The organism is Paenibacillus bovis, from assembly GCF_001421015.2.
Taxonomy (GTDB): domain Bacteria; phylum Bacillota; class Bacilli; order Paenibacillales; family Paenibacillaceae; genus Saccharibacillus; species Saccharibacillus bovis.
Genome location: NZ_CP013023.1, coordinates 1,802,908 through 1,821,874, shown reverse-complemented (window position 1 = coordinate 1,821,874; position 18,967 = coordinate 1,802,908). Strand labels below are relative to the sequence as shown.

The following is an 18,967-nucleotide window of genomic DNA, read 5'->3' as shown; positions in this document are numbered from 1 at the left end:
TCAGCGATCCTCTCCTATCTGTAAAATGATCGTCATCGTGACACCCAGTACCGTCAGGAACACACCCAGGTCAAAGATCAGCGCTGTGGCAAGTTCGGTTTTTCCGAGGAACGGAATATCAAAATAACCAAATGCGTGACTCAGGAAAGGCGCTCCAAATACGAATGATCCTATCGCTGTCAGGTAAGCTACCGACAATCCGGTCGCCATAATATCCCGGTAATCCAGCGGTAGTACCCGTCTTACTGTCTCCGCGTTAAAAGCCAGTGCAAGCAGTACCAGTGCCGAGGCCGCCATCAGACCACCGACGAATCCTCCACCCGGATTATTATGTCCGGCAAAGAACAGATACAAAGCAAACGTCAGGATAATAAAGACGATAACCTTGGTACTCGTCTCCAAAATGACATCGTTGCTCTTGAACTGCTTCATATTTTTGGCGACTGTGACGGTTTCTTTACGTGTACGTCCAATCGGAACTTTGGGAGCAAGCGTTACTTTGCGGTGCAGATACAGAATGCGTGCTCCTGCATCCCTGCCCTGCAATTGAAGCTGGATCATGGAATAGATCCCCAAGGATGCAATACCGAGTACGGTAATTTCCAGCATCGTATCAAATCCACGGAAATCCACCAGAATGACATTGACCACATTATCGCCGCCGCCCAGATCATGACTGTTCTTCACAAAGTAGTCGGCAATGCTCTCAAAGTTGCTGCTGCCGCTTGCGCTGAGCGAGATCAGCGTTACAATCACACCCACGCTGATAGCAATCACGATATTCAGCGAACGGTATCGTTGTGTATTGACTTCGCGACGCAGCTCCGGCATATGGTAAAAGCAGAGCAAGAAAAGTACAACCGATACCGTCTCGATAATCATCTGTGTCAGAGCCAGATCCGGAGCGCGGAACAGCACGAAGAACAAAGTAACCAGATAGCCGACTGCACCGGTCATAATAACCGCTATCAGGCGCTGGCGGGCAAAAGGAACCGCTACCGCCGAGATAACCAGCAGAACAATCAGCACAATTTCATAAATATTGACGGGTGCCGTATCCGGCGTTATAAGCGACAATACATCCGCTCGCCATAACGCCGCACCGAGCACAATAACCATAAATCCAAAAATATAGACCAGATAATTGCGGGCGGAGCGGTTCATATAGGCATCCGTCAGCGCACGGGAAGCTTTCTCTCCATAACGCAGCAGGCTGTCATACAGATGATTCCAGGTTAGCTTTTCCGGATACATCGCATAGACACCTTTCCACCGATTCAGCAGCAGATACAGTACGGTTCCCAGTCCGATGACCCCAATCGTCATAAACAAAGCCGGGGTGAATCCGTGCCAGAACGAGATATGCACATCAAAATGTTCTCCCGGCGCTACCAGCGAAGGCAGTACCGACCTCATCGCTGGCTCGATGATGCTGTAGGACAGCATATTCGGGAACAAGCCGATCGCTACCACACAGATCGCCAGGATCATCGGAGAAATCAGCATACCTGCCGGTGCTTCATGCGGTGTTATACCCAGCTTGTCTTTTTGCAGCGGTCCGCGGAATGTTTTGAAGATCAGAATCATGCTGTATACAAATGTAAATACACTTCCCAGGAAAGCGAGGATCGGGAACAGTATGCCCCATGTACCCAGTTCGAAGATATGCAGATGGGTCAGTTCCACCATCGCTTCGAGGAACATTTCCTTGCTCAGGTAGCCATTAAATGGCGGTACACCTGCCATCGAGAATCCGCTGATACAGGCAACGGTAAAGCTGATCGGCATCAGTGAAATCAGACCGCCCAGCCGGCGGATATCCCTTGTACCTGTCTCATGGTCGACAATCCCGGCAACCATAAATAACGCGCCTTTGAAGGTCGCATGATTGATCAGATGGAAAATAGCAGCTGTTGTTGCTGCCGCATAGATCATCGACTCTTCGCCATATCCGTAATACACGGCTGCCGATCCTGCGCCGAACAGCGACATGATCAGACCGAGCTGCGAGATCGTTGAGTAAGCCAGCAGCGCTTTGAGATCGGTCTGTTTTACTGCCAGGATCGATCCGTAGCACATCGTAATGATACCGACCAGCGAGACGATCCAGAACCATTCCGCCTCGCCGGCAAATACCGGACTGAAGCGGGCAACCAGATAGATGCCTGCCTTGACCATTGTCGCCGAGTGCAGATAGGCACTGACCGGTGTCGGTGCTTCCATCGCATCCGGCAGCCAGATATGAAAAGGAAACTGGGCCGACTTGGTAAAAGCCCCCAGCAAAATCAAAATCATTGCCAGCAGGAACAGCGGATGTCCCTGTACCTCTGCTACCATGGCAATCGTCTCGCGAATACTCCATGTGCCGGTCATACTATGCAGTACAACAAATCCGGCCAGCATCGCAAAGCCGCCGAGTACTGTAATCAGCATGGACTTTAGCGCCCCGTAACGTGAACGATCCCGTTCATACCAGAAAGCAATCAACAGGAACGATGAGATACTCGTCAGCTCCCAGAACGTATAGAGCACTATCATGTTATCCGACAGCACAATCCCCAGCATCGCTCCCATAAACAGCAGCAGATACAGGTAGAATCGGTGAATCGCTTCCTGTTCCGGGTCCAGATAATAGATGGAATACAGCACGACCAGCGCACCGATCCCTGTAATCAGCAGGGCAAACAATAACCCCAGTCCATCCAGATAGACGGTAAAGTCAATGCCCAGCGAAGGTATCCACGGCAGTGAAAACGTCTCGGTTACATCATTGCGTACAACCGGAAGATACCGCAGAAAATTCACAAACAGCAGCACCGGCAATACAAGTACAATCCAGCCGGTATGTATCTTTTTGGTACCTTTCCGAATCGCTGGTACCAGCGCAGCCAGCACAAATGGAGCCAGAATAGCAGCATGCAGTAAATACACTCTTGTAAGCACCCCCAAATCCATAATGTATATATCAGTCTGTCCCGGCGTGCAGCTGCCGGATACAAACATTCTTCCTGTCGACAACACAGCAGAAGCTGCTGTTCCTCATCTACCTCTACCAATCCCCGTCTTCATATAGTACCCATAAACAGGTCCCTGCGAATTACCGGTGATTTCCATCCCTATGTCCGAAAAAAGACAAAGAGGAGCCTGCAATGACAGGCTCCTCCGGTATTTCCAATGTATTTGATTATTAAAGGGAATGATATTTATCCTGTCGACAACAGGATGCAGCCTGCAGCAGGCGATAATACCTTATCCATTATACTATATCTGCAAAAAGCCAGCAAGCTATAACAACTGAATCAGCCAGATGAAGCATCACGGCGGTAACGGTTTGGTGAGACACCCATGACTTTTTTGAAGGCCGTACTGAAATAATGCTGGGATTCATACCCAACTTCCTCCGCCACTTCCAGAATCGAACGGTCGCTTTCTTCCAGCAGCTGTACAGCCCGCTGAATTCGCGCCTGTACCAGTACATGGATAAAAGACTGACCCAACTCCTTTTTCATGACCCGACTGAGGTAAGTGGAGGATACTTGCAGAGCATCCGCCAGCTGCTCGAGCGTCAGCTGCGGATCGGCATAATGCTCCATAATATAGCTGCGCGCCCGCCGTACAAGCGGAGAAAGACCGGAATGTTCCTTCCATTCGCGTTTGAGCTGGCGGTATGTCTCATGCAGCAGCTCGGACGGCTGTATATCTTTGAGTTCTCCTTCATGAGTGACCGGTTGCGTCCAGACCTGCACATGCAGACTGATATGGTCGCGGACTGCAGCGATAATACGTTCTTCCATATGGGCAGCCGGTATTTCCCAGAGGAACAGGACGATCGTACCGGAACCCTCGCGGCAGATCACGAGTGGAATATGGGACAATAACTCGGCAGCAATATTGCCGATCGCAAACAACAGCAGCTGCTTGTCCTGTTCTTTGAGCGGCGGACGTCCTTCGGCCTGTCCCGACCAGCGAATCAATGTCAGAGCCGCAGGCTGGGCTGCTGGCAGCCCAAGAAATTCCTGCTGACGCCGGATTTCTTCTTCCCGCAGACGCCCATTTAGCCATTCCAGACAGAACTGCTCGCGCAGCAGCGGAATATTGCGCTGAATCTGATCGGTAGCCAGCTTGAGGTATTCCTCCTGCTGCTGATCGCCATTAAGCTCGGTACGGATATGATCCAACACTTCCTGCAGATGCACCGGATCAACCGGCTTGAGTATATAATCCTTGACCCCCAGCCGAATCGCTTCCTGGGCATAGCTAAACTCGTCGTGACCGGTAATGATGACGAACCGGCAGCCCGGACGTTCCTCACGCAGCCGCTTCATCAGTGAGATCCCATTCATGAATGGCATATTCATATCCACAAGCAGAATATCAATATCCTGCCGCAGTGCAATCTCCAGTGCTTCTTCGCCATCTTCTGCTTCTGCCGCCACAATCATACCCAGACTGCTCCAGTCGACCGCATCGCGGATACCTTCGCGAATAATCGGTTCGTCATCGGCGATCATTACATTCAGCAATGTACTCATTCTTCTTCATCTCCCTGGCGAATTAAGGATGTGGGGAACTGCCACAGCAGCGGCTGGGTAACCCGTACAATCGTGCCGCCGCCTGCACGGTGATCCATCGTCAGCCCATAGCGTGTACCATAAGCCAGATGGATCCGTGCCTGAATATTGAGCAGACCATAACTGCCTGCCGGCTCCGGTCCCTGGCTCCCGATCACTTCCAGTGGATGCTCCAGCTGTTTGCGCAGCCAGCTCAGACGTTCCTCACTGATTCCGGCACCATCATCCTCAACGGTATAAATCAGTTTATCTTCCTGCTGTTCGGCCCGGATATGGATCGTTCCGGGACCGCGCCGCGCCTTGATCCCGTGATAAATAGCGTTTTCCACAATCGGCTGCAGCAGCAGCTTGATCACATATACATTGCGGATCGACTCATCTACTTCCAGTTGGTAATTGAGTCGATCCCGGTAACGGGTCTCCTGTATTTGCAAATAGCTGCGTACATGCTGCTCTTCTTCCGACAGGGTAATAATATCACTCCCCCGGCTGAGCCCGATCCGGAACAGCTTGGATAGCGAATCGATCATGCCGGAGATGTCTTCCGCACCTTTGCGGCGAGCCATCCACTGAATCGTATCCAGTGTATTGTATAGAAAGTGGGGACGAATATGCGCCTGCAGACTGCGCAGTTCCGCTTCCCTTTTCTGCTGTTCCTGCTGCTTGTTGAGCTGGATCAGATTGCGTATTTCATTGATCATCCGGTTAAAGCTGCGTCCGAGCATCCCTACTTCATCGCGGCGGCTGCTCATATAGCGTGTAGTCATATCGCCGGCTTCCGCTTTTTGCATCAGCGAGGACAGACGGTAGATCGGCTGGGAAATAGATCGGGACAATCCATACGAAGCGGTCAAGCCGAACAGGCAGACAAAGAACAGGAAAATAACTACATAAAAACGGATTGTTCTTGCTTCGGCGACCGATTCGCTGAACCGGAACACACCTACGGTTTTCCATCCTGTATAACTGGAAGTGGTATACACAAACTGCAGCTGCTGACCCTGAATTTCTTCGGTAAATACATTTTGTTGGCCACCAGCCAGTGCCGCAGCCAGCTTGGCCGGAACCGTCTGCTGAAAAGGACCCTCCGGTGCATAGATCTGCCGTCCCCGCGAATCGGTAACCATCAGATAGCCGGTTTTGCCGAGTGTCACGTCTTTGGCCGCCTGGGCGATTACCCGCAGCTTGAGATCGATCAGTACGACACCCCGGACTTCTCCGGTCTTCGGATCATTGAGCGAACGGGCGACCGAGATCACTTCACTGTCCCGGTAATTGGTATGATTCGTTGCATTGCGACCAGCAGGATGCCCGACAATAGTAAATATACCCTGATGCTCTACCGCCTGCCGATACCACTGTTCATGGGTAAGGCTCTCCGGTGAACGGGCATACATTTCATTGCTGATATATTCTCCCCGGCTGTTCACGACCAGAATACCTGCAATCTCCGGGTAAACGGTCGTGAACCCCTGGAGAAACTGGCGAATCTGATAAATGGATGTACCGGATAGCGTGCCATTACCCGCTGTTCCGGCCAGTTCACTGCTGCTGAGGTCATCACCGGCTGATGCAGCGATATTCGCTGACGGACGAGAAGTCGTTTGCTGTTCTTTTGACAGCGACAGCTTAGTATCTTTCGGCGAAAAAGAACCCGATCCGGCAGGCGGTTTGTCTGCCTGCGCCTGGGCTTCGGTTCTGCCATTCATAAAAGAATCCACATTCGGATCAAAGCTGATCAGATAGGTAATGCTCTGCATATGCTGCATATACGTATCGATCGTCTGATTGACTTTGCTGATCAATTGAAACGTATTATCGGTCACCTGATGTTCAATAATCCGGTCGGACGTCCAATTGACCATAATACCTAGCAGAATAGCCGGCAAGATGCCCACCAGCAGGAACAGTGCAATCAGCTGATCCCGCAGCGGCAGATTCTCCGGATGCCAACGGCGCCAATCCTGCTGCAGCCAGCTTCGCAGACGTCCATCGGTATTCTTATTTTGCATAATAATCCTCTACATTCTCGCGGGTTACTACAGATACTCCGGTATCGACCCGTACCGGTACCGGCGAGACGATACCGCTCAGCGACGGGGCAGGTACGGTCAATCCATGATGCAGGTGAAACAGATACTGCAGCGACCAGTATCCCATATTCCATGTCCCCTGTGCGATTGTCGCATCTATCGTGCCCGAGCGAATCATGTCCAGTGTCTCCTTGTTGGTATCAAAGCTGATAATGACCGGCTTTTTGGAACTGCCGGTCTGACCGGTCTGCATATGCTGCTTCACTGCCGAGCCGACGCCATAGGCTCCGGTCGCTTCGGTGATAAAAATTCCTTTCAGCTTGGGATATTGAGTCAGCAGTCTGGTCGTCAGCTGTTCGGCCAGCACAGCGTCACCATTGTCATTTTCGACAGCGACGACCTTCATCTGCGGATACCGCTGCCGGATCGCTTCTTCAAATCCTCCACTGCGGTCCTTGTGATTCTGCTGATTGCCGAGCGTAATAATCGCGACCTGCCCGCTGCCACCGGTACGCTCTGCCATTTGTCCGGCAGCGATATCTCCTGCATTGCGGTTATCTGTCGCCAAAAAGGAATACGATTTACTGCCGGGAGATTCCGCGTCGAACATGACCACAGGAATACCGGCGTCGACTGCCTTGTTCACTGCCTGTACGAGCAGCGGCGAATCAATTGCGGAAATGGCAATTCCGGCAGGCTTTTTGGCAATCGCCTGTTCGACGATCATTGCCTGCTCACGGGCATCATAGCGGGTAGAACCCTGGTAATCGACCGACACGTCCAGCGCTTCCGCTGCATCTTCGAATCCTTTGAGTCCACTTTTCCAGTACTCGATACCGGATTGGAACGTGATCATGACATACTTTTCATTGATATTCCCTTTCATTCCCTGCTCATTCCAGGCGGAAGAGGTCTCCTGTGCCTGATATTGTACGATATAAATGATGAGGGCTACGACCAGCACAGCATACACCCATAACATTTTGCGCATAACGGCCTTCCCTTCGAAGCGTATTGGATTATTAGATGATAGGAACATCATCTAATATAACGCAAATCCTCATTTAAGAAAACGCTTTAATGAATGGTCAGTATGAAAAAGACAGCTTCTCCCCTCGATCGGGAAAAGCTGTCTTGTCATGTTGAATCGCAAGCAGGGCTGTCCGGTTTCAATCCCAGACCAACCGGTTGGCCGGATGTTCGGACAAAATAGAATCGACCAGCTGCCGGACCGCAGGATGCGCAGAGTGAATCAGCGTTTCGCAATCCGCCTCCTGTTGTACCAGCCTGCCCTGATCCATTACCGCAATCCGGTCGCACAGCGTCATCGCTGCCCGAATATCATGAGTGATAAACAAATAGGACAGCTGATGCGTATCCCTCAGTTCGGCCAGTAGGGACAGGATATGTGTCTGATTCACCATATCCAGACTGCTGACCGATTCATCCAGCACAATCAGTTTGGGCTTCAATGCAATCGCACGGGCGATATTGATCCGCTGCAGCTGTCCTCCGCTGAATTGATCGGGACGCTTGCCGGCATCCGCTGTGGAGAGACCGACCTGCTCCAGCAATTCACCTATACGGCGCCGCCGTTCAGCAAAACTCAGACGTTCATAATTATCCAGCGGCTCACCGATAATCTCTGCTGCTGTCATCATCGGATTCACGGCCGAATAACAATCCTGGAACACCACCTGCAGGTCGCGCCGCATCGCCTTGCTCATGTGGCGGCCCGTCTGGTAAATATCCTGTCCTTCGAACAGGATCTGTCCTTGACTGGGCTGCTGCATACCAAGAATGATTTTGCCCAGCGTACTTTTGCCTGCTCCACTCGTACCCAGCAGCCCCAGGCAGCTGCCTTTTTCGATAGTAAACGAGATATCTGTCAGCACAGAAGGAGTATGATCCGTACGACGGAACCAACGGCGCTGTCTATAGCTGTGACTTACCTGGCGTACTTCAAGCATATGTGCTCCTCCTGTTACGATTTATTGCTGCTTTACTGCATGTTTGCTGCCGCTTAATGCTGTCAGCGGACGGGCATTCAATAGCGTACGAGTATACTCATGAGCGGGCCGGTCAAACAGCTGGTGAACTTCGGCCTGCTCTACAATTTTGCCTTTTTGCATAACAGCCACTTCATCTGCCAGCTGGGAAATCACTCCAAGATCATGGGAAATCAGTAAAATCGCAGTCCCGCATTCAGTACGCAATCGGTGCAGCTCGCGCAGCACTCGCAGCTGATTGACCACATCGAGTGCTGTCGTCGGCTCATCCGCAATAACCAGCGCAGGACGCAGACACATGGAGACCGCGATCATAACCCGCTGCAGCATACCTCCACTCAGCTGAAAAGGATAGCATTTCATCAGTCTGGCAGGCTCGGGCAGATTCATATCCGCCAGTGCCCGGATCGCCTGCTCTCTGGACTGTGCTTTGGACAGGCTAGGATTATGGGTACGCAGTGTCTCCATAAACTGCGACCCTATCGTGTACACAGGCGTGAACGCGTTCATCGGATTTTGCATAATACATCCGATCTCCCGTCCGCGTATGCGCCGCATTTCTTTGTCCGGCAGGGAGGTCAGCTCGCGTCCATGCAAGCGAATACTGCCAGAGACTGCCATCTGCCGGGGATTCAGCAGTTGTAGGATGGCGTTGCAGGTGAGTGACTTGCCGCTGCCGCTCTCTCCGACCAGGCCCAGTATACGGCCCTTTTCCAGGGTTAGATTGATATGTTCCAGCAGCCGGAGCGGCTGTTCCCTGTTTTTCAGATCTATCTGCAGATTCTGCACTTCCAGTACCTTGTCGGTATTTTCCATTGCTTCTGCCTCCCTGTCCTGTCTATCCTGCCGGGTAATTTAACGCCGGGTAACACCATACCGTTCGGACAGTGCTTCGCCCAGAATGTTAAAGGTAATCACCACGATCAGAATCAATATTCCCGGATAAATCATCAGCTCCGGATGACTGCGAATATAACTGGTACCTTCATGGATCATTGCTCCCCATTCTGCATTCGGCGGCTGGATACCGAGTCCCAGAAAGGATAATGCCGATATATCCATAATCGCCCAGCCCATTTCCAGTGTACCGATCACGATGATTGGACGCTGCACATTGGGAATGATATGACGACGGATTATTTGCCAGGAAGACGATCCGCTGATCCGGGCTGCCGCGATAAAATGGCTTTCCTTTAGACTGACGACCATATTCCGGCAGATCCGTGCATAATATACCCACTGCACCAGCATAAGGGCCAGCAGTACCTGCATTAATCCCGGTCCAAAAATACCGACAATCCCCAGCACCAATACCAGATTCGGAAAAGCCATAATGCCTTCGCACAGACGCATCAGTATACTGTCGATCCAGCCGCCGATATAACCGGCTGCCGAACCTACCAGAATGCCGATCAACAGCGACGACAGGAAGATCATCGTCGCAAATCCCAGCGAAATCCTCGCTCCATACAGCAGTCTGGTCAGATTGTCACGGCCCAGATGATCGGTTCCCAGCCAGTGATCCATCGACGGACCTTTGAGCTTTTGCAGCAGATCCACCTTAACAGGGCTGTGCGGAGCAATCCATGGTGCCAGCAGAGCAACGATGAAAAATAACGCTATAATTATCGAGCAGATCAGGATGGCACGCTGTCCCCTGAATGCTGCCCGCCATGTATGGATCAATGCTCTGCCCGTCCTTTCGATGATGAGATTCGCGGGTCCATATACAGCTGCACCAGATCAACGAGCAGATTGCAGAGAATAAACAGACAGGCCGCAAAAAATACATAACACTGAATCACGGGAATATCCCGATTAAAGATCGCATCGACAAAATAGCGCCCAAATCCCGGCCATGAAAACACCTGCTCCACGATAATGGTACCGGTCAGCAGTTTGCCCAGATTAATCCCCATGCCACTGATCAGCGGCATCATGGACATGCGCAGCACATGCTTGAGCATAATCATTCGTTCATGCAGTCCGCGTACCCGTGCATACTGCACATAGGTCTCCTGCATCTGCTCCAATACACTTGTACGCAGCAGACGGGTATACACAGCGATCAGTACGATCGACAGGGTAATGACCGGCAGCACCAGATTCTGCCAGGTACCGCGTCCTTCCACCGGCAGCCAGTCCAGCTTGACCGAGAAAAAGAAGATTAGCAGATAACCCAGCCAGAACTGCGGCATCGATGCACCCAGATAGGAGATACAGCGGCTCAGCATATCAATCCAGCTGTTCCGGTAGACCGCAGCAGCAATGCCGAGCGGAATACTGACTACTGCCGAGAACAACATGCTCCATAGCGCCAGTTCCACGGTCGCCGGCAGTCTTGCTGCTACTTCTTTCCAGACGGGCTGATTGGTAAGATAGGATGTGCCAAAATCAAGCGTCGCCATCCTGCCCACCATCTGCACATACTGGGTAAGCAGCGGCTGATCCAGTCCAAACTCATGACGCTTCTGCTTCAGTAATTCCTCTGTCGGATAGATATGAGCAGCTGTCAGATAGGCTTCTGCCGGATCGACCGGTGAAATATGAATCAACGCGAATGTCACGAGTGTCGCTACAAAAATGATCGGAATAATCGAAAGCATCCGTTTACCGATATAGCCGGCCACTGATCTTCCCCCTCTGAGCCAACAATACGGGCTTGACTATTATTTAAGGTGCAGTCACCTGAATACCCTCGAACGGATTATCATCACGGCTCGCCGGGAATTCAAAATGCGCAATTTTCTTCTGGTAAACTGCTGTTTTCTTGATATAGGAAATCGGAATAATCGCCGACTGCTCCTGCAAAGTAGTCAGTATCGAACGATACAACTCCTGACGCTTGGTCTCGTCTGTGGACGACAGCGCCTGACGTACCTGCTCGTCCAGCTGTTTCTTGGTCGGGATGGCACTCAGTGTCTCCGAGATTCCGAAGCCCGGACTGGCAACTACGTTAATGAAGGAATGCGGATCATAAGGTGCGCCATAGTTGTACCAGAAATATAGATCAAAATCATTGGCTTTGAGTCGCTTGATCTGTACTGTCAGTTCCAGACCTGTCAGATTCACCTTCACGCCCAGCTCGCCCCATTCAGCCTGGATCGTTTCGGCCATCGCTTTTTGAATCGGATCGGTTTTGTCAAAAATCATTTCGAATTCCAGCGGCTGACCATCTTTCTCACGTACGGTACCACCGGCAGGCAGCTTCCAGCCCGCTTCATCCAGCAGTGCTTTGGATTGCTCTACACTGTATGGGATTGGCTTCAGATCAATATTGGTATACGGGTAATTTTTGGACAAGACGGAATCGGCCGGTTCTTCCAGGCCAGATGTAATACCCTGTACCATCGCCTGTTTGTTAAAGCCTTCATGAAGAGCCATCCGTACCCGTACATCCGACAGCTTAGGATTGGACGAGTTCAGCAGCAGACTGCGTGTACCCACGGGATCAGACAATTGAGTCGTATACTTATCATTTTCACGAAGCTGCTGGAAAGCATCCAGACTGATCACACCTTCACCATAGATCAGATCCAGCTCGCCTTTTTCAAAAGCGGCTACACGGGTCTCGGCATCAGGAATAATTTTGACAGTAACCTGATCAATTGCCGGTGCTTTACCCCAATAATTCGGATTGCGTTTGAACACGGCATATTCATCCTGTTTGTAATCGGCCAGCATCCATGGGCCTGTGCCTACAGGTGCTTTTACGCCTTCGGCAGTATCGCCGTTATCCGGGAATCCAGCTTCACCGAGGAAACGGAACGGACGGACAACCGACAGATCCTGCAGTACCGGATAATACGGTTCGGTTAATGTCAGACGGAACGTGTGATCATCTACCACTTCCGTTTTATTGATCACACCGACGATACCGAGCCAGCTGTGTGTATCCTTATGCTTCATTACAGCGTCAAAGTTCTTTTTGACAACTTCAGCATTAAAATCGCTGCCATCGGAGAATTTGACGTTTTGGCGAAGCTTGAATGTGTACACTTTGCCATCTTTGGAGATTTTCCACGATTCAGCCAGTGCAGGTGCCAGCTTGCCACCTTTCTCGTAACTGACCAGCGGCTCATAGATCATCGACTGTGCGAATAACTGCGATGGATTGTATGTATGAGGATTCATGGTTCCGATATCCCGGGGCCACGACATAGTAATCGATTTGGCAGACGCTGCCGTATCGGAAGCGCTGGAAGATGCGGTAGTGCTGCCTGTATTACTGCAGCCTGCGAGCAGAAGCAGTACAACCAGTAATGTTGCCAGTACCGGAATAGCAGACCTTTGACGTTGATATGACATAAATGATATAACCCCTTTTCCCTTTGGATGATAATGATTATCATATTCATTCCTTAGAATAGGTAGGAGTCGATCTTTTGTCAACAAAAATCGCCATTTTACGCATTTTTAATAGTTATGTCTGATATGAATCGGATCATTTTTTATTTAAAAAGACGGATATTACGCGGATCATTGTCCGACGAGCTGCGGAGCTGATCGTATTTGTTTTTCGTTTTTTCGATAATTCCTATTTTGCCAAAAGTCAGCAAAGACAATATCGCATACACTGTATACAACGGATCACTCTCTTCTTTGCGGTAATAAAATGACTGCATCTTGCATCTCCTTTTTCTTATGCTGCACAGCTGTTATATAAATAGGAGCCTGTTCCTGATACACGGAACAGACTCCTATAATCCATCTGGTCTAAATAGTATAGCCGACACCGCCAAACACTTCTGTATAGGGGTGGGCAGTGGATACCGATTGCTCTGCAAACGGCGGTCCTACAGGCAGAACAGACTACGATGCTGTCTAGGCTTGACGTTTGGCCAGCGTTACTACAGCCGTGATTGCCGCCTGGATCTCGCGCTGTACCGCATCGGCTACCACGTTGGTATTTGGATCATATTCGGCAGCCAGATCAGCGTCTGCATAGCCATCCAATGCCACAATCGCGCCAGCACGTACGCCGCGCAGGGAAGCGATAATATACAGTGCGGAGATTTCCATCTCTACTGCAAGCGCACCTGCCTGTTTGAACTTTTTATGCGGGAATTCTTCGACGCCATTAAAGAACACATCCAGCGTCACCGTGATGCCTTTTTGCACAATGCCTTCGCTCTGACGAGCTGCCTGATACAGCGCTTCGACAATCTCGCTATCCGCTACAGCAGGGAACCCTTCCGGTACGAGCTGACGTGTCAGTCCGTCTGTACGCACAGCCGCGGTACTGACGATCAGGCTGCCTGCCGGATGATCTGCCGAATACGAACCGGCAGTACCTACGCGAATCAGCGTCTTCACTCCTGCCCGAATCAGTTCCTCAAAGCATACAGCCGCTCCCGGCGAACCAACGCCATGACTAACGACAGCGATTTCCACACCATCTCTGGTACCGACGAAGCTGCGGTATTCCCGGCTGAATGCCAGTTCCCGCGGATTATCCAGCTGGGCAGCGATTCCTGCTGCCCGTTTCGGATCGCCGCAGACAATGGCGTATTCCGGAATATCTTCACTGTTCACTTGCAAAATAGGCATCAACATGGGCTTGATCGAACTCCTTTTTTATCCATTTCCGTTTATTATACCAGCGACAGCTGATTTCTCCCAGTCCTGTCTAAACCCGCAATCTTATCCGATCAGAAATGAAAGCCGACGCGTCCATCGCTATTGTGCAGCCAGACCCCTTTGCGGCTCTTGTCCAGCTCGCCACGCAGTCCCTGAATGACTTCACGCATATCCAGGCGGCCTTCTTCATGCCAGCGCAGTGCCGCCGACACATACAGCTCACCCAGCTGGGCAAAAGTAAATCCTTCAGTCAATCGGGAAGCTTCGACGACTACTTCGTCACCGGCAAATTCGTGCAGACGCTTGCGGCGGAAATATTCCAGGCGCAGTTCTTCATTCGGCAGATTAATCTCGTAGGCACGGTCGAATCGTCCGGCACGGTTCATCAGACCCGGATCAATTTTCTCTGGATAGTTGGTCGTTCCGATCAGGAAAATCCCTTCCTTGGATGTCGCACCATCCAGCGTATTCAGGAAAAAGGAGCGGGACTCGGCAGGCATGGAGTCGATATCCTCGATAACGAGCACCATCGGCGCCATGCGTCCGGCCGCTTCGAATACTTCTTCGATCGATTCACTGTTCGTATACTCGGTAATCTGCCAGTAGGCGACCGGTCCGGGTACACTGCCTGCAATCGATTTGACGAGCGTCGTTTTGCCGTTGCCGGGGTGACCATAGAGCAGGATCCCCCGTTTGTATGGCACATCGTACTTTTTATAAAAGCTGCGATCTTCGGCAAAGAAACGATCCAGAGAGCGGTAAATATCCTGCTTGATCTCGGACGGCATAATGACATCATCCCGGGAGACCGCACGACTGACCGGCTCCAGCTGACGGTTGATTCCATGTCTTCCGTCGGTAAATACGGTTACCCGGCGCAGGCTCTGCTCCCGCTGGCGAATACGTACTTCACCGAGGAAAGCGAGCAGCGCTTCATCGCTAACAGCGAATACCAGATCATCATTACTGATCCCATGATCACGGAAAACCGGCATTCGCGCCATTGCTACGCCTGCTTCCGGATAGGCGAATACATTATTTTTCATAGAACGATGTACTCCATAATCCGGCTCTGGCTTGTCTCCATCATAGACAAAAGTCCATTCTTCCAGACGGTCATAAATACGAATCACATGCTCTACGCCTGCTTTACCAGAGCGCAGATCATCCTCCAGCAGATCCCAGTATTCAATATTCGGATCGTCACTGGAATACAGACGATACTCTACGCCATAACGCTCCTGCAATTTGTTGGCTATTCCCTGAATTACGCGCGCATAATCGGCGTATTGATAGGGCATCCCCTTTTCTTCTTTGTTGTATACAATGACTGCAGACTCCTGATTAGATGCAGCTGCCTGCAGCGACTCTTCTGTAGTACGGTAGATAGAATCCAATCTATTATCCTCCTTTGGATATCCTATATAAGTGGTTGTAATTTCTGTATTTATTACGATCGATAATTTGTATTGGCTATGTCACATGTGAGCATACTCTAATGAATTGATCTGAATACTGTGCATCCATATGTCATATCTGTCTATATGTCCCTATTTATACATTTATTTTTCTGAATGAGTAGGTGCATCCGGAAATACAGATGCAGCTCAGTCTATTACTGTCGGCTGACCTGGCAATGGATAAAGGCGCCTATTCTATTTCAATTATACGCCTTTATCCACCAAACAGGTAATGGCAGTCAGGATAGATTTAATTAGTGCCTTTGATGGCTGCGAGCGGCTGACATTTGGCGACTACAGCAGCCAGACCTGCTCCGGTGACACTCTCGATGATCTGATCCACGTCTTTATAGGCTTGCGGCGATTCATCCAGAATACTTTCCAGCGAGCGCTGATTGACTACGATCTCGTCATCGGTACCTACTTTCATCGAGCTGGCGAACTCATCGACTTTGACCAGACGCTTGGTCGCAGAGCGGGAACGTGCTCGCCCCGCGCCATGGCAGATAGAGTAGTAGTTGTCTTCTCCGCCCGGCAGACCGACCATGATGTAAGAGGAAGTCCCCATTGAGCCGGGAATCAGTGCCGGATGTCCGGTCTCCATATACGGCTTGGGATTGCCGGGATGTCCGGCTGGCAGCGCACGGGTCGCTCCTTTGCGATGGACAAACACGGTATCTTCTCCGCGATATTCCGACCAGGCATAATTATGCATCAGATCGTACAGCGTACGCAGTTCGCACTGACTGCCGAACACATCACGGAATGCCTCCCGAACCGCGTAGGCGATCAGATGCCGGTTTACCGTTGCATAGTTAAGTGCCGAATACATCAGATTCACATAATGACGTGCTTCCGGATGGGAAAGCGGCAGGAATGCCAGCTTGGGATCAGCAGTGCCGAGTCCCAGACGGTGCATTGCTGCGATCATCGCCGGATTGCTCTCCTGGCTGATGCCGCCGCCCCAGGAACGGGAACCGGAATGGATCATGACGACAATCTGACCATCGTACATACCCCATGCTTCGGCGATTTCGCGATTCTCCTCGGCAATTTCCAGTGCCTGAATTTCCGCAAAATGATTGCCTCCGCCCAATGTGCCCAGCTGGCGATGACCACGGTGCCATGCCCGGTCGCTCACATTATTCAATACATTTTCGTCAAATTTGAAGCGGCTTTCTTCTACATGGGTCAGGGAAGTGGACTTTTTGGGAGTATAGCTGTCCGGGACGTATTTGCCTTGCAGACCGTGCAGCCCTTTGCTAACTACATTCTCAAGACGCAGATCGGAGAAATGACCTCGTTGCTGGGATTCCATCGGCAGGTATTTCTCTATTGTTTTGACCAGCTTGCGGCGCAGTTTGACCTCTTTGAGATCATCGCGGTGCAGATTGGTCAGATGCACACGCATCCCGCAGCCGATATCACTGCCGACGATCGAAGGCGACACATAGCCTTCTTCTCCATCCCATACGGCAGTCGTTCCGATACAGGTGCCTACACCAACATGCACATCGGGAGTGTATCCCATGTAGCGGATGCCGGGAATCTGCAGATTATTATTGGCCATGGCGAATACTTTGTAGTCCAGGCCGGCAAACAGCTCCGGATTGGCATAGACATTTACATCGCCCGCCGGAAGTTTGACCTGATGAATATAAGGATTGTTGTTCGGTATCATAAAGGTTTTAAACCTCTTTCGTATAAATTAATTTATCTAAAAGTAATGACTTTTATGACCATACCTGCCGCAAAATATCACGGAACAGCTGGTCAAGTGTATGATCCATTTTCTGCTGCGAAACCGGCTGTAACGCCGCTTTGACTTCCAGATCGGCAATCGACGTCTCCAGATACTGATGAATAGAAAGAATCGGCGATTCCATATTCAATTGTTCGCCTGCCATTTTGCGCTCCAGCAGAACCTCAATATCCTGGCGCAGCTGTCCTTTTGGCAGCAATTCGGCTACCAGCTGTTGCAATTCCGCAGGCGGCATGCTGCCTTTTTGCTCGATCCAGTAGCAGGAGAGAATCGGCCGCAGCACATAAAAATACTTTTTGATCCGGATATTCTCGCCTTGCAAATATCCACGGAAATTGCCTTTGGCCATGTGCAGGTAGTGATACATACAGGCTCGTGGCGAAAAGCCCAGCGGTGACATGTTACGAATCTGTTCGGCCAGCGGAGAGTATTCGCTATACACTATTGGCGAATGCAGCCATTCCAGCAGTGGCGGATTGGATTTGCGAAATAAATTAAGTGCTTTGACCAAATCCCAGCCGTTGATATCCAGCTCGTCACTGATCGGGTATTCGATAACGTCTCTTCGTTCGAAAATAGACAGGTACCACTCCGGTGGATGCACATAGATAAATCGCACATCATAGTCGCTATCCGGGGAAGGGAATCCCCATGCCCGACTGCCCGATTCACAGGCATACAGTATTTTTACCTGCTGCTCTTCTTCGATTCGTTTTATTTGCTGTTGAATAGTTTGCGTGATCTCCTGGCTGACTTGCATGGGTATCACTCCTTTGTAGTAGTATTTTTTGGCCTGAAATTTTGCCTGTGTTGCTGTCTGATCCCATATGGATGTTATACATCCGGCATATATTTATCCCGTTTATTCAGCGGAATCGCAAATGAAAATACAGAAAAGCCACAGACCTTGTATTACGGTCTGCGGCTGGTTGATTGATCTATCGGAAATGGTGCACCAGCTGAGTCTGTGGTACACCTATCCCCAATTGGTTTAATTGGGATCGTCCTCAAATGATTTAGTTGAGGGCTATTCCTGCAGCTGCGGTATATGGCAATGATCCTGGTAAAAAGAATCGCAAACCGTATACCGGCTAAATATGAAATTGTTCATATTTCAAGTTCGCTTGGTCTGTAACGATTGTGCAGATAAGCGAATATGGCAGTAGCGGGTTATACGATCCACAAAAGGGACCAGGTACCTGAGTACCCGATCCCTTTCCCTGTCAGCAGCGCAGGCATAGACTACCTGTGATTGCTGTACGATTCTTTTGACTAAGGATTATGTCGTCCGTAAGAGGTTGGAAAATATGGAGCAAGCATATGGAATTATCAAAAAGCGGTGCTGCTGGTCGATCGTATGGGTAATCGGATATGTTGTCTGCTGATTGGTCATTCTATTCTTGCCCAGGGTCATAATTTCCAACCTCCCTTCTCGATTAATATGTGTTAATCATAACTACATGAATTTCCAATTGTCAAATAAGTTTGAGAAAAATGGGTATTTAGTCTTGTTTTCATCAAACTATCTGAAACGGTTTCATATTCTCTTCAC

The 18,967-nt window shown here is 50.4% G+C and carries 14 protein-coding genes; all 14 read right to left on the bottom strand.

Annotation, left to right across the window (positions count from 1 at the left end):
- Complete coding sequence (locus AR543_RS07740; RefSeq protein ID WP_418304211.1) at positions 1-2,955, bottom strand: Na+/H+ antiporter subunit A; 2,955 nt, start codon at positions 2,953-2,955, stop codon at positions 1-3.
- A 344-nt stretch (positions 2,956-3,299) separates the two neighbouring features.
- Entirely contained in the window at positions 3,300-4,532 is a 1,233-nt protein-coding gene (locus tag AR543_RS07735) for a response regulator (protein ID WP_060533264.1), read from the bottom strand.
- Positions 4,529-6,583, bottom strand: a complete 2,055-nt coding sequence (locus AR543_RS07730; RefSeq protein WP_060533262.1) for a cache domain-containing sensor histidine kinase — start codon at positions 6,581-6,583, stop codon at positions 4,529-4,531. The genes AR543_RS07735 and AR543_RS07730 overlap by 4 nt, the downstream gene beginning before the upstream one ends.
- A complete protein-coding gene (locus tag AR543_RS07725; RefSeq protein WP_060533260.1) occupies positions 6,573-7,595 on the bottom strand; it encodes a substrate-binding domain-containing protein in 1,023 nt (340 codons plus the stop codon). Before AR543_RS07725 ends, AR543_RS07730 begins: the two co-directional genes overlap by 11 nt.
- Before the next feature lie 178 nt (positions 7,596-7,773).
- Positions 7,774-8,574: a nickel import ATP-binding protein NikE gene (gene nikE, locus AR543_RS07720; protein ID WP_060533259.1), complete on the bottom strand. Its 801-nt coding sequence runs from the start codon at positions 8,572-8,574 to the stop codon at positions 7,774-7,776.
- A 21-nt stretch (positions 8,575-8,595) separates the two neighbouring features.
- Positions 8,596-9,429 carry a nickel import ATP-binding protein NikD gene (nikD, locus tag AR543_RS07715; protein WP_060533257.1) on the bottom strand — a complete coding sequence of 278 codons (834 nt, stop codon included), beginning with the start codon at positions 9,427-9,429 and terminating at the stop codon, positions 8,596-8,598.
- 39 nt (positions 9,430-9,468) lie between these two features.
- On the bottom strand, positions 9,469-10,299 hold the full coding sequence (gene nikC, locus AR543_RS07710) for a nickel ABC transporter permease subunit NikC (RefSeq protein WP_060533255.1): 831 nt from the start codon (positions 10,297-10,299) through the stop codon (positions 9,469-9,471).
- Positions 10,296-11,243 carry a nickel ABC transporter permease subunit NikB gene (nikB, locus tag AR543_RS07705; RefSeq protein ID WP_082472159.1) on the bottom strand — a complete coding sequence of 316 codons (948 nt, stop codon included), beginning with the start codon at positions 11,241-11,243 and terminating at the stop codon, positions 10,296-10,298. The genes nikC and nikB overlap by 4 nt, the downstream gene beginning before the upstream one ends.
- A gap of 43 nt (positions 11,244-11,286) precedes the next feature.
- Positions 11,287-12,921: a nickel ABC transporter substrate-binding protein gene (gene nikA / locus AR543_RS07700; RefSeq protein WP_060533253.1), complete on the bottom strand. Its 1,635-nt coding sequence runs from the start codon at positions 12,919-12,921 to the stop codon at positions 11,287-11,289.
- A 143-nt stretch (positions 12,922-13,064) separates the two neighbouring features.
- Positions 13,065-13,238 carry a hypothetical protein gene (locus tag AR543_RS24235; RefSeq protein ID WP_158523942.1) on the bottom strand — a complete coding sequence of 58 codons (174 nt, stop codon included), beginning with the start codon at positions 13,236-13,238 and terminating at the stop codon, positions 13,065-13,067.
- Positions 13,239-13,437: 199 nt separating this feature from the next.
- Positions 13,438-14,169 (bottom strand): nucleoside phosphorylase, encoded by a 732-nt coding sequence (locus tag AR543_RS07695; protein ID WP_060533252.1) that lies wholly within the window; start codon positions 14,167-14,169, stop codon positions 13,438-13,440.
- Positions 14,170-14,264: 95 nt separating this feature from the next.
- A complete protein-coding gene (locus AR543_RS07690; protein ID WP_060536688.1) occupies positions 14,265-15,494 on the bottom strand; it encodes an AAA family ATPase in 1,230 nt (409 codons plus the stop codon).
- Positions 15,495-15,903: 409 nt separating this feature from the next.
- Positions 15,904-17,334 (bottom strand): RtcB family protein, encoded by a 1,431-nt coding sequence (locus AR543_RS07685; RefSeq protein ID WP_060533250.1) that lies wholly within the window; start codon positions 17,332-17,334, stop codon positions 15,904-15,906.
- 52 nt (positions 17,335-17,386) lie between these two features.
- Positions 17,387-18,175 (bottom strand): nucleotidyltransferase domain-containing protein, encoded by a 789-nt coding sequence (locus AR543_RS07680; protein WP_060533248.1) that lies wholly within the window; start codon positions 18,173-18,175, stop codon positions 17,387-17,389.
- Positions 18,176-18,967: the final 792 nt, after the last annotated feature.

What these genes read in the sequence shown, in the direction of transcription:
- AR543_RS07690 (WP_060536688.1), bottom strand. Translation starts at nt 15,494, where the DNA reads ATGCCCTATCAATACGCCGATTATGCGCGCGTAATTCAGGGAATAGCC.
- AR543_RS07735 (WP_060533264.1), bottom strand. Translation starts at nt 4,532, where the DNA reads ATGAGTACATTGCTGAATGTAATGATCGCCGATGACGAACCGATTATT.
- nikA (WP_060533253.1), bottom strand. Translation starts at nt 12,921, where the DNA reads ATGTCATATCAACGTCAAAGGTCTGCTATTCCGGTACTGGCAACATTA.
- AR543_RS07685 (WP_060533250.1), bottom strand. Translation starts at nt 17,334, where the DNA reads ATGATACCGAACAACAATCCTTATATTCATCAGGTCAAACTTCCGGCG.
- AR543_RS07695 (WP_060533252.1), bottom strand. Translation starts at nt 14,169, where the DNA reads ATGTTGATGCCTATTTTGCAAGTGAACAGTGAAGATATTCCGGAATAC.
- AR543_RS07725 (WP_060533260.1), bottom strand. Translation starts at nt 7,595, where the DNA reads ATGCGCAAAATGTTATGGGTGTATGCTGTGCTGGTCGTAGCCCTCATC.
- AR543_RS07680 (WP_060533248.1), bottom strand. Translation starts at nt 18,175, where the DNA reads ATGCAAGTCAGCCAGGAGATCACGCAAACTATTCAACAGCAAATAAAA.
- nikE (WP_060533259.1), bottom strand. Translation starts at nt 8,574, where the DNA reads ATGCTTGAAGTACGCCAGGTAAGTCACAGCTATAGACAGCGCCGTTGG.
- AR543_RS07730 (WP_060533262.1), bottom strand. Translation starts at nt 6,583, where the DNA reads ATGCAAAATAAGAATACCGATGGACGTCTGCGAAGCTGGCTGCAGCAG.
- AR543_RS24235 (WP_158523942.1), bottom strand. Translation starts at nt 13,238, where the DNA reads ATGCAGTCATTTTATTACCGCAAAGAAGAGAGTGATCCGTTGTATACA.
- nikD (WP_060533257.1), bottom strand. Translation starts at nt 9,429, where the DNA reads ATGGAAAATACCGACAAGGTACTGGAAGTGCAGAATCTGCAGATAGAT.
- AR543_RS07740 (WP_418304211.1), bottom strand. Translation starts at nt 2,955, where the DNA reads ATGGATTTGGGGGTGCTTACAAGAGTGTATTTACTGCATGCTGCTATT.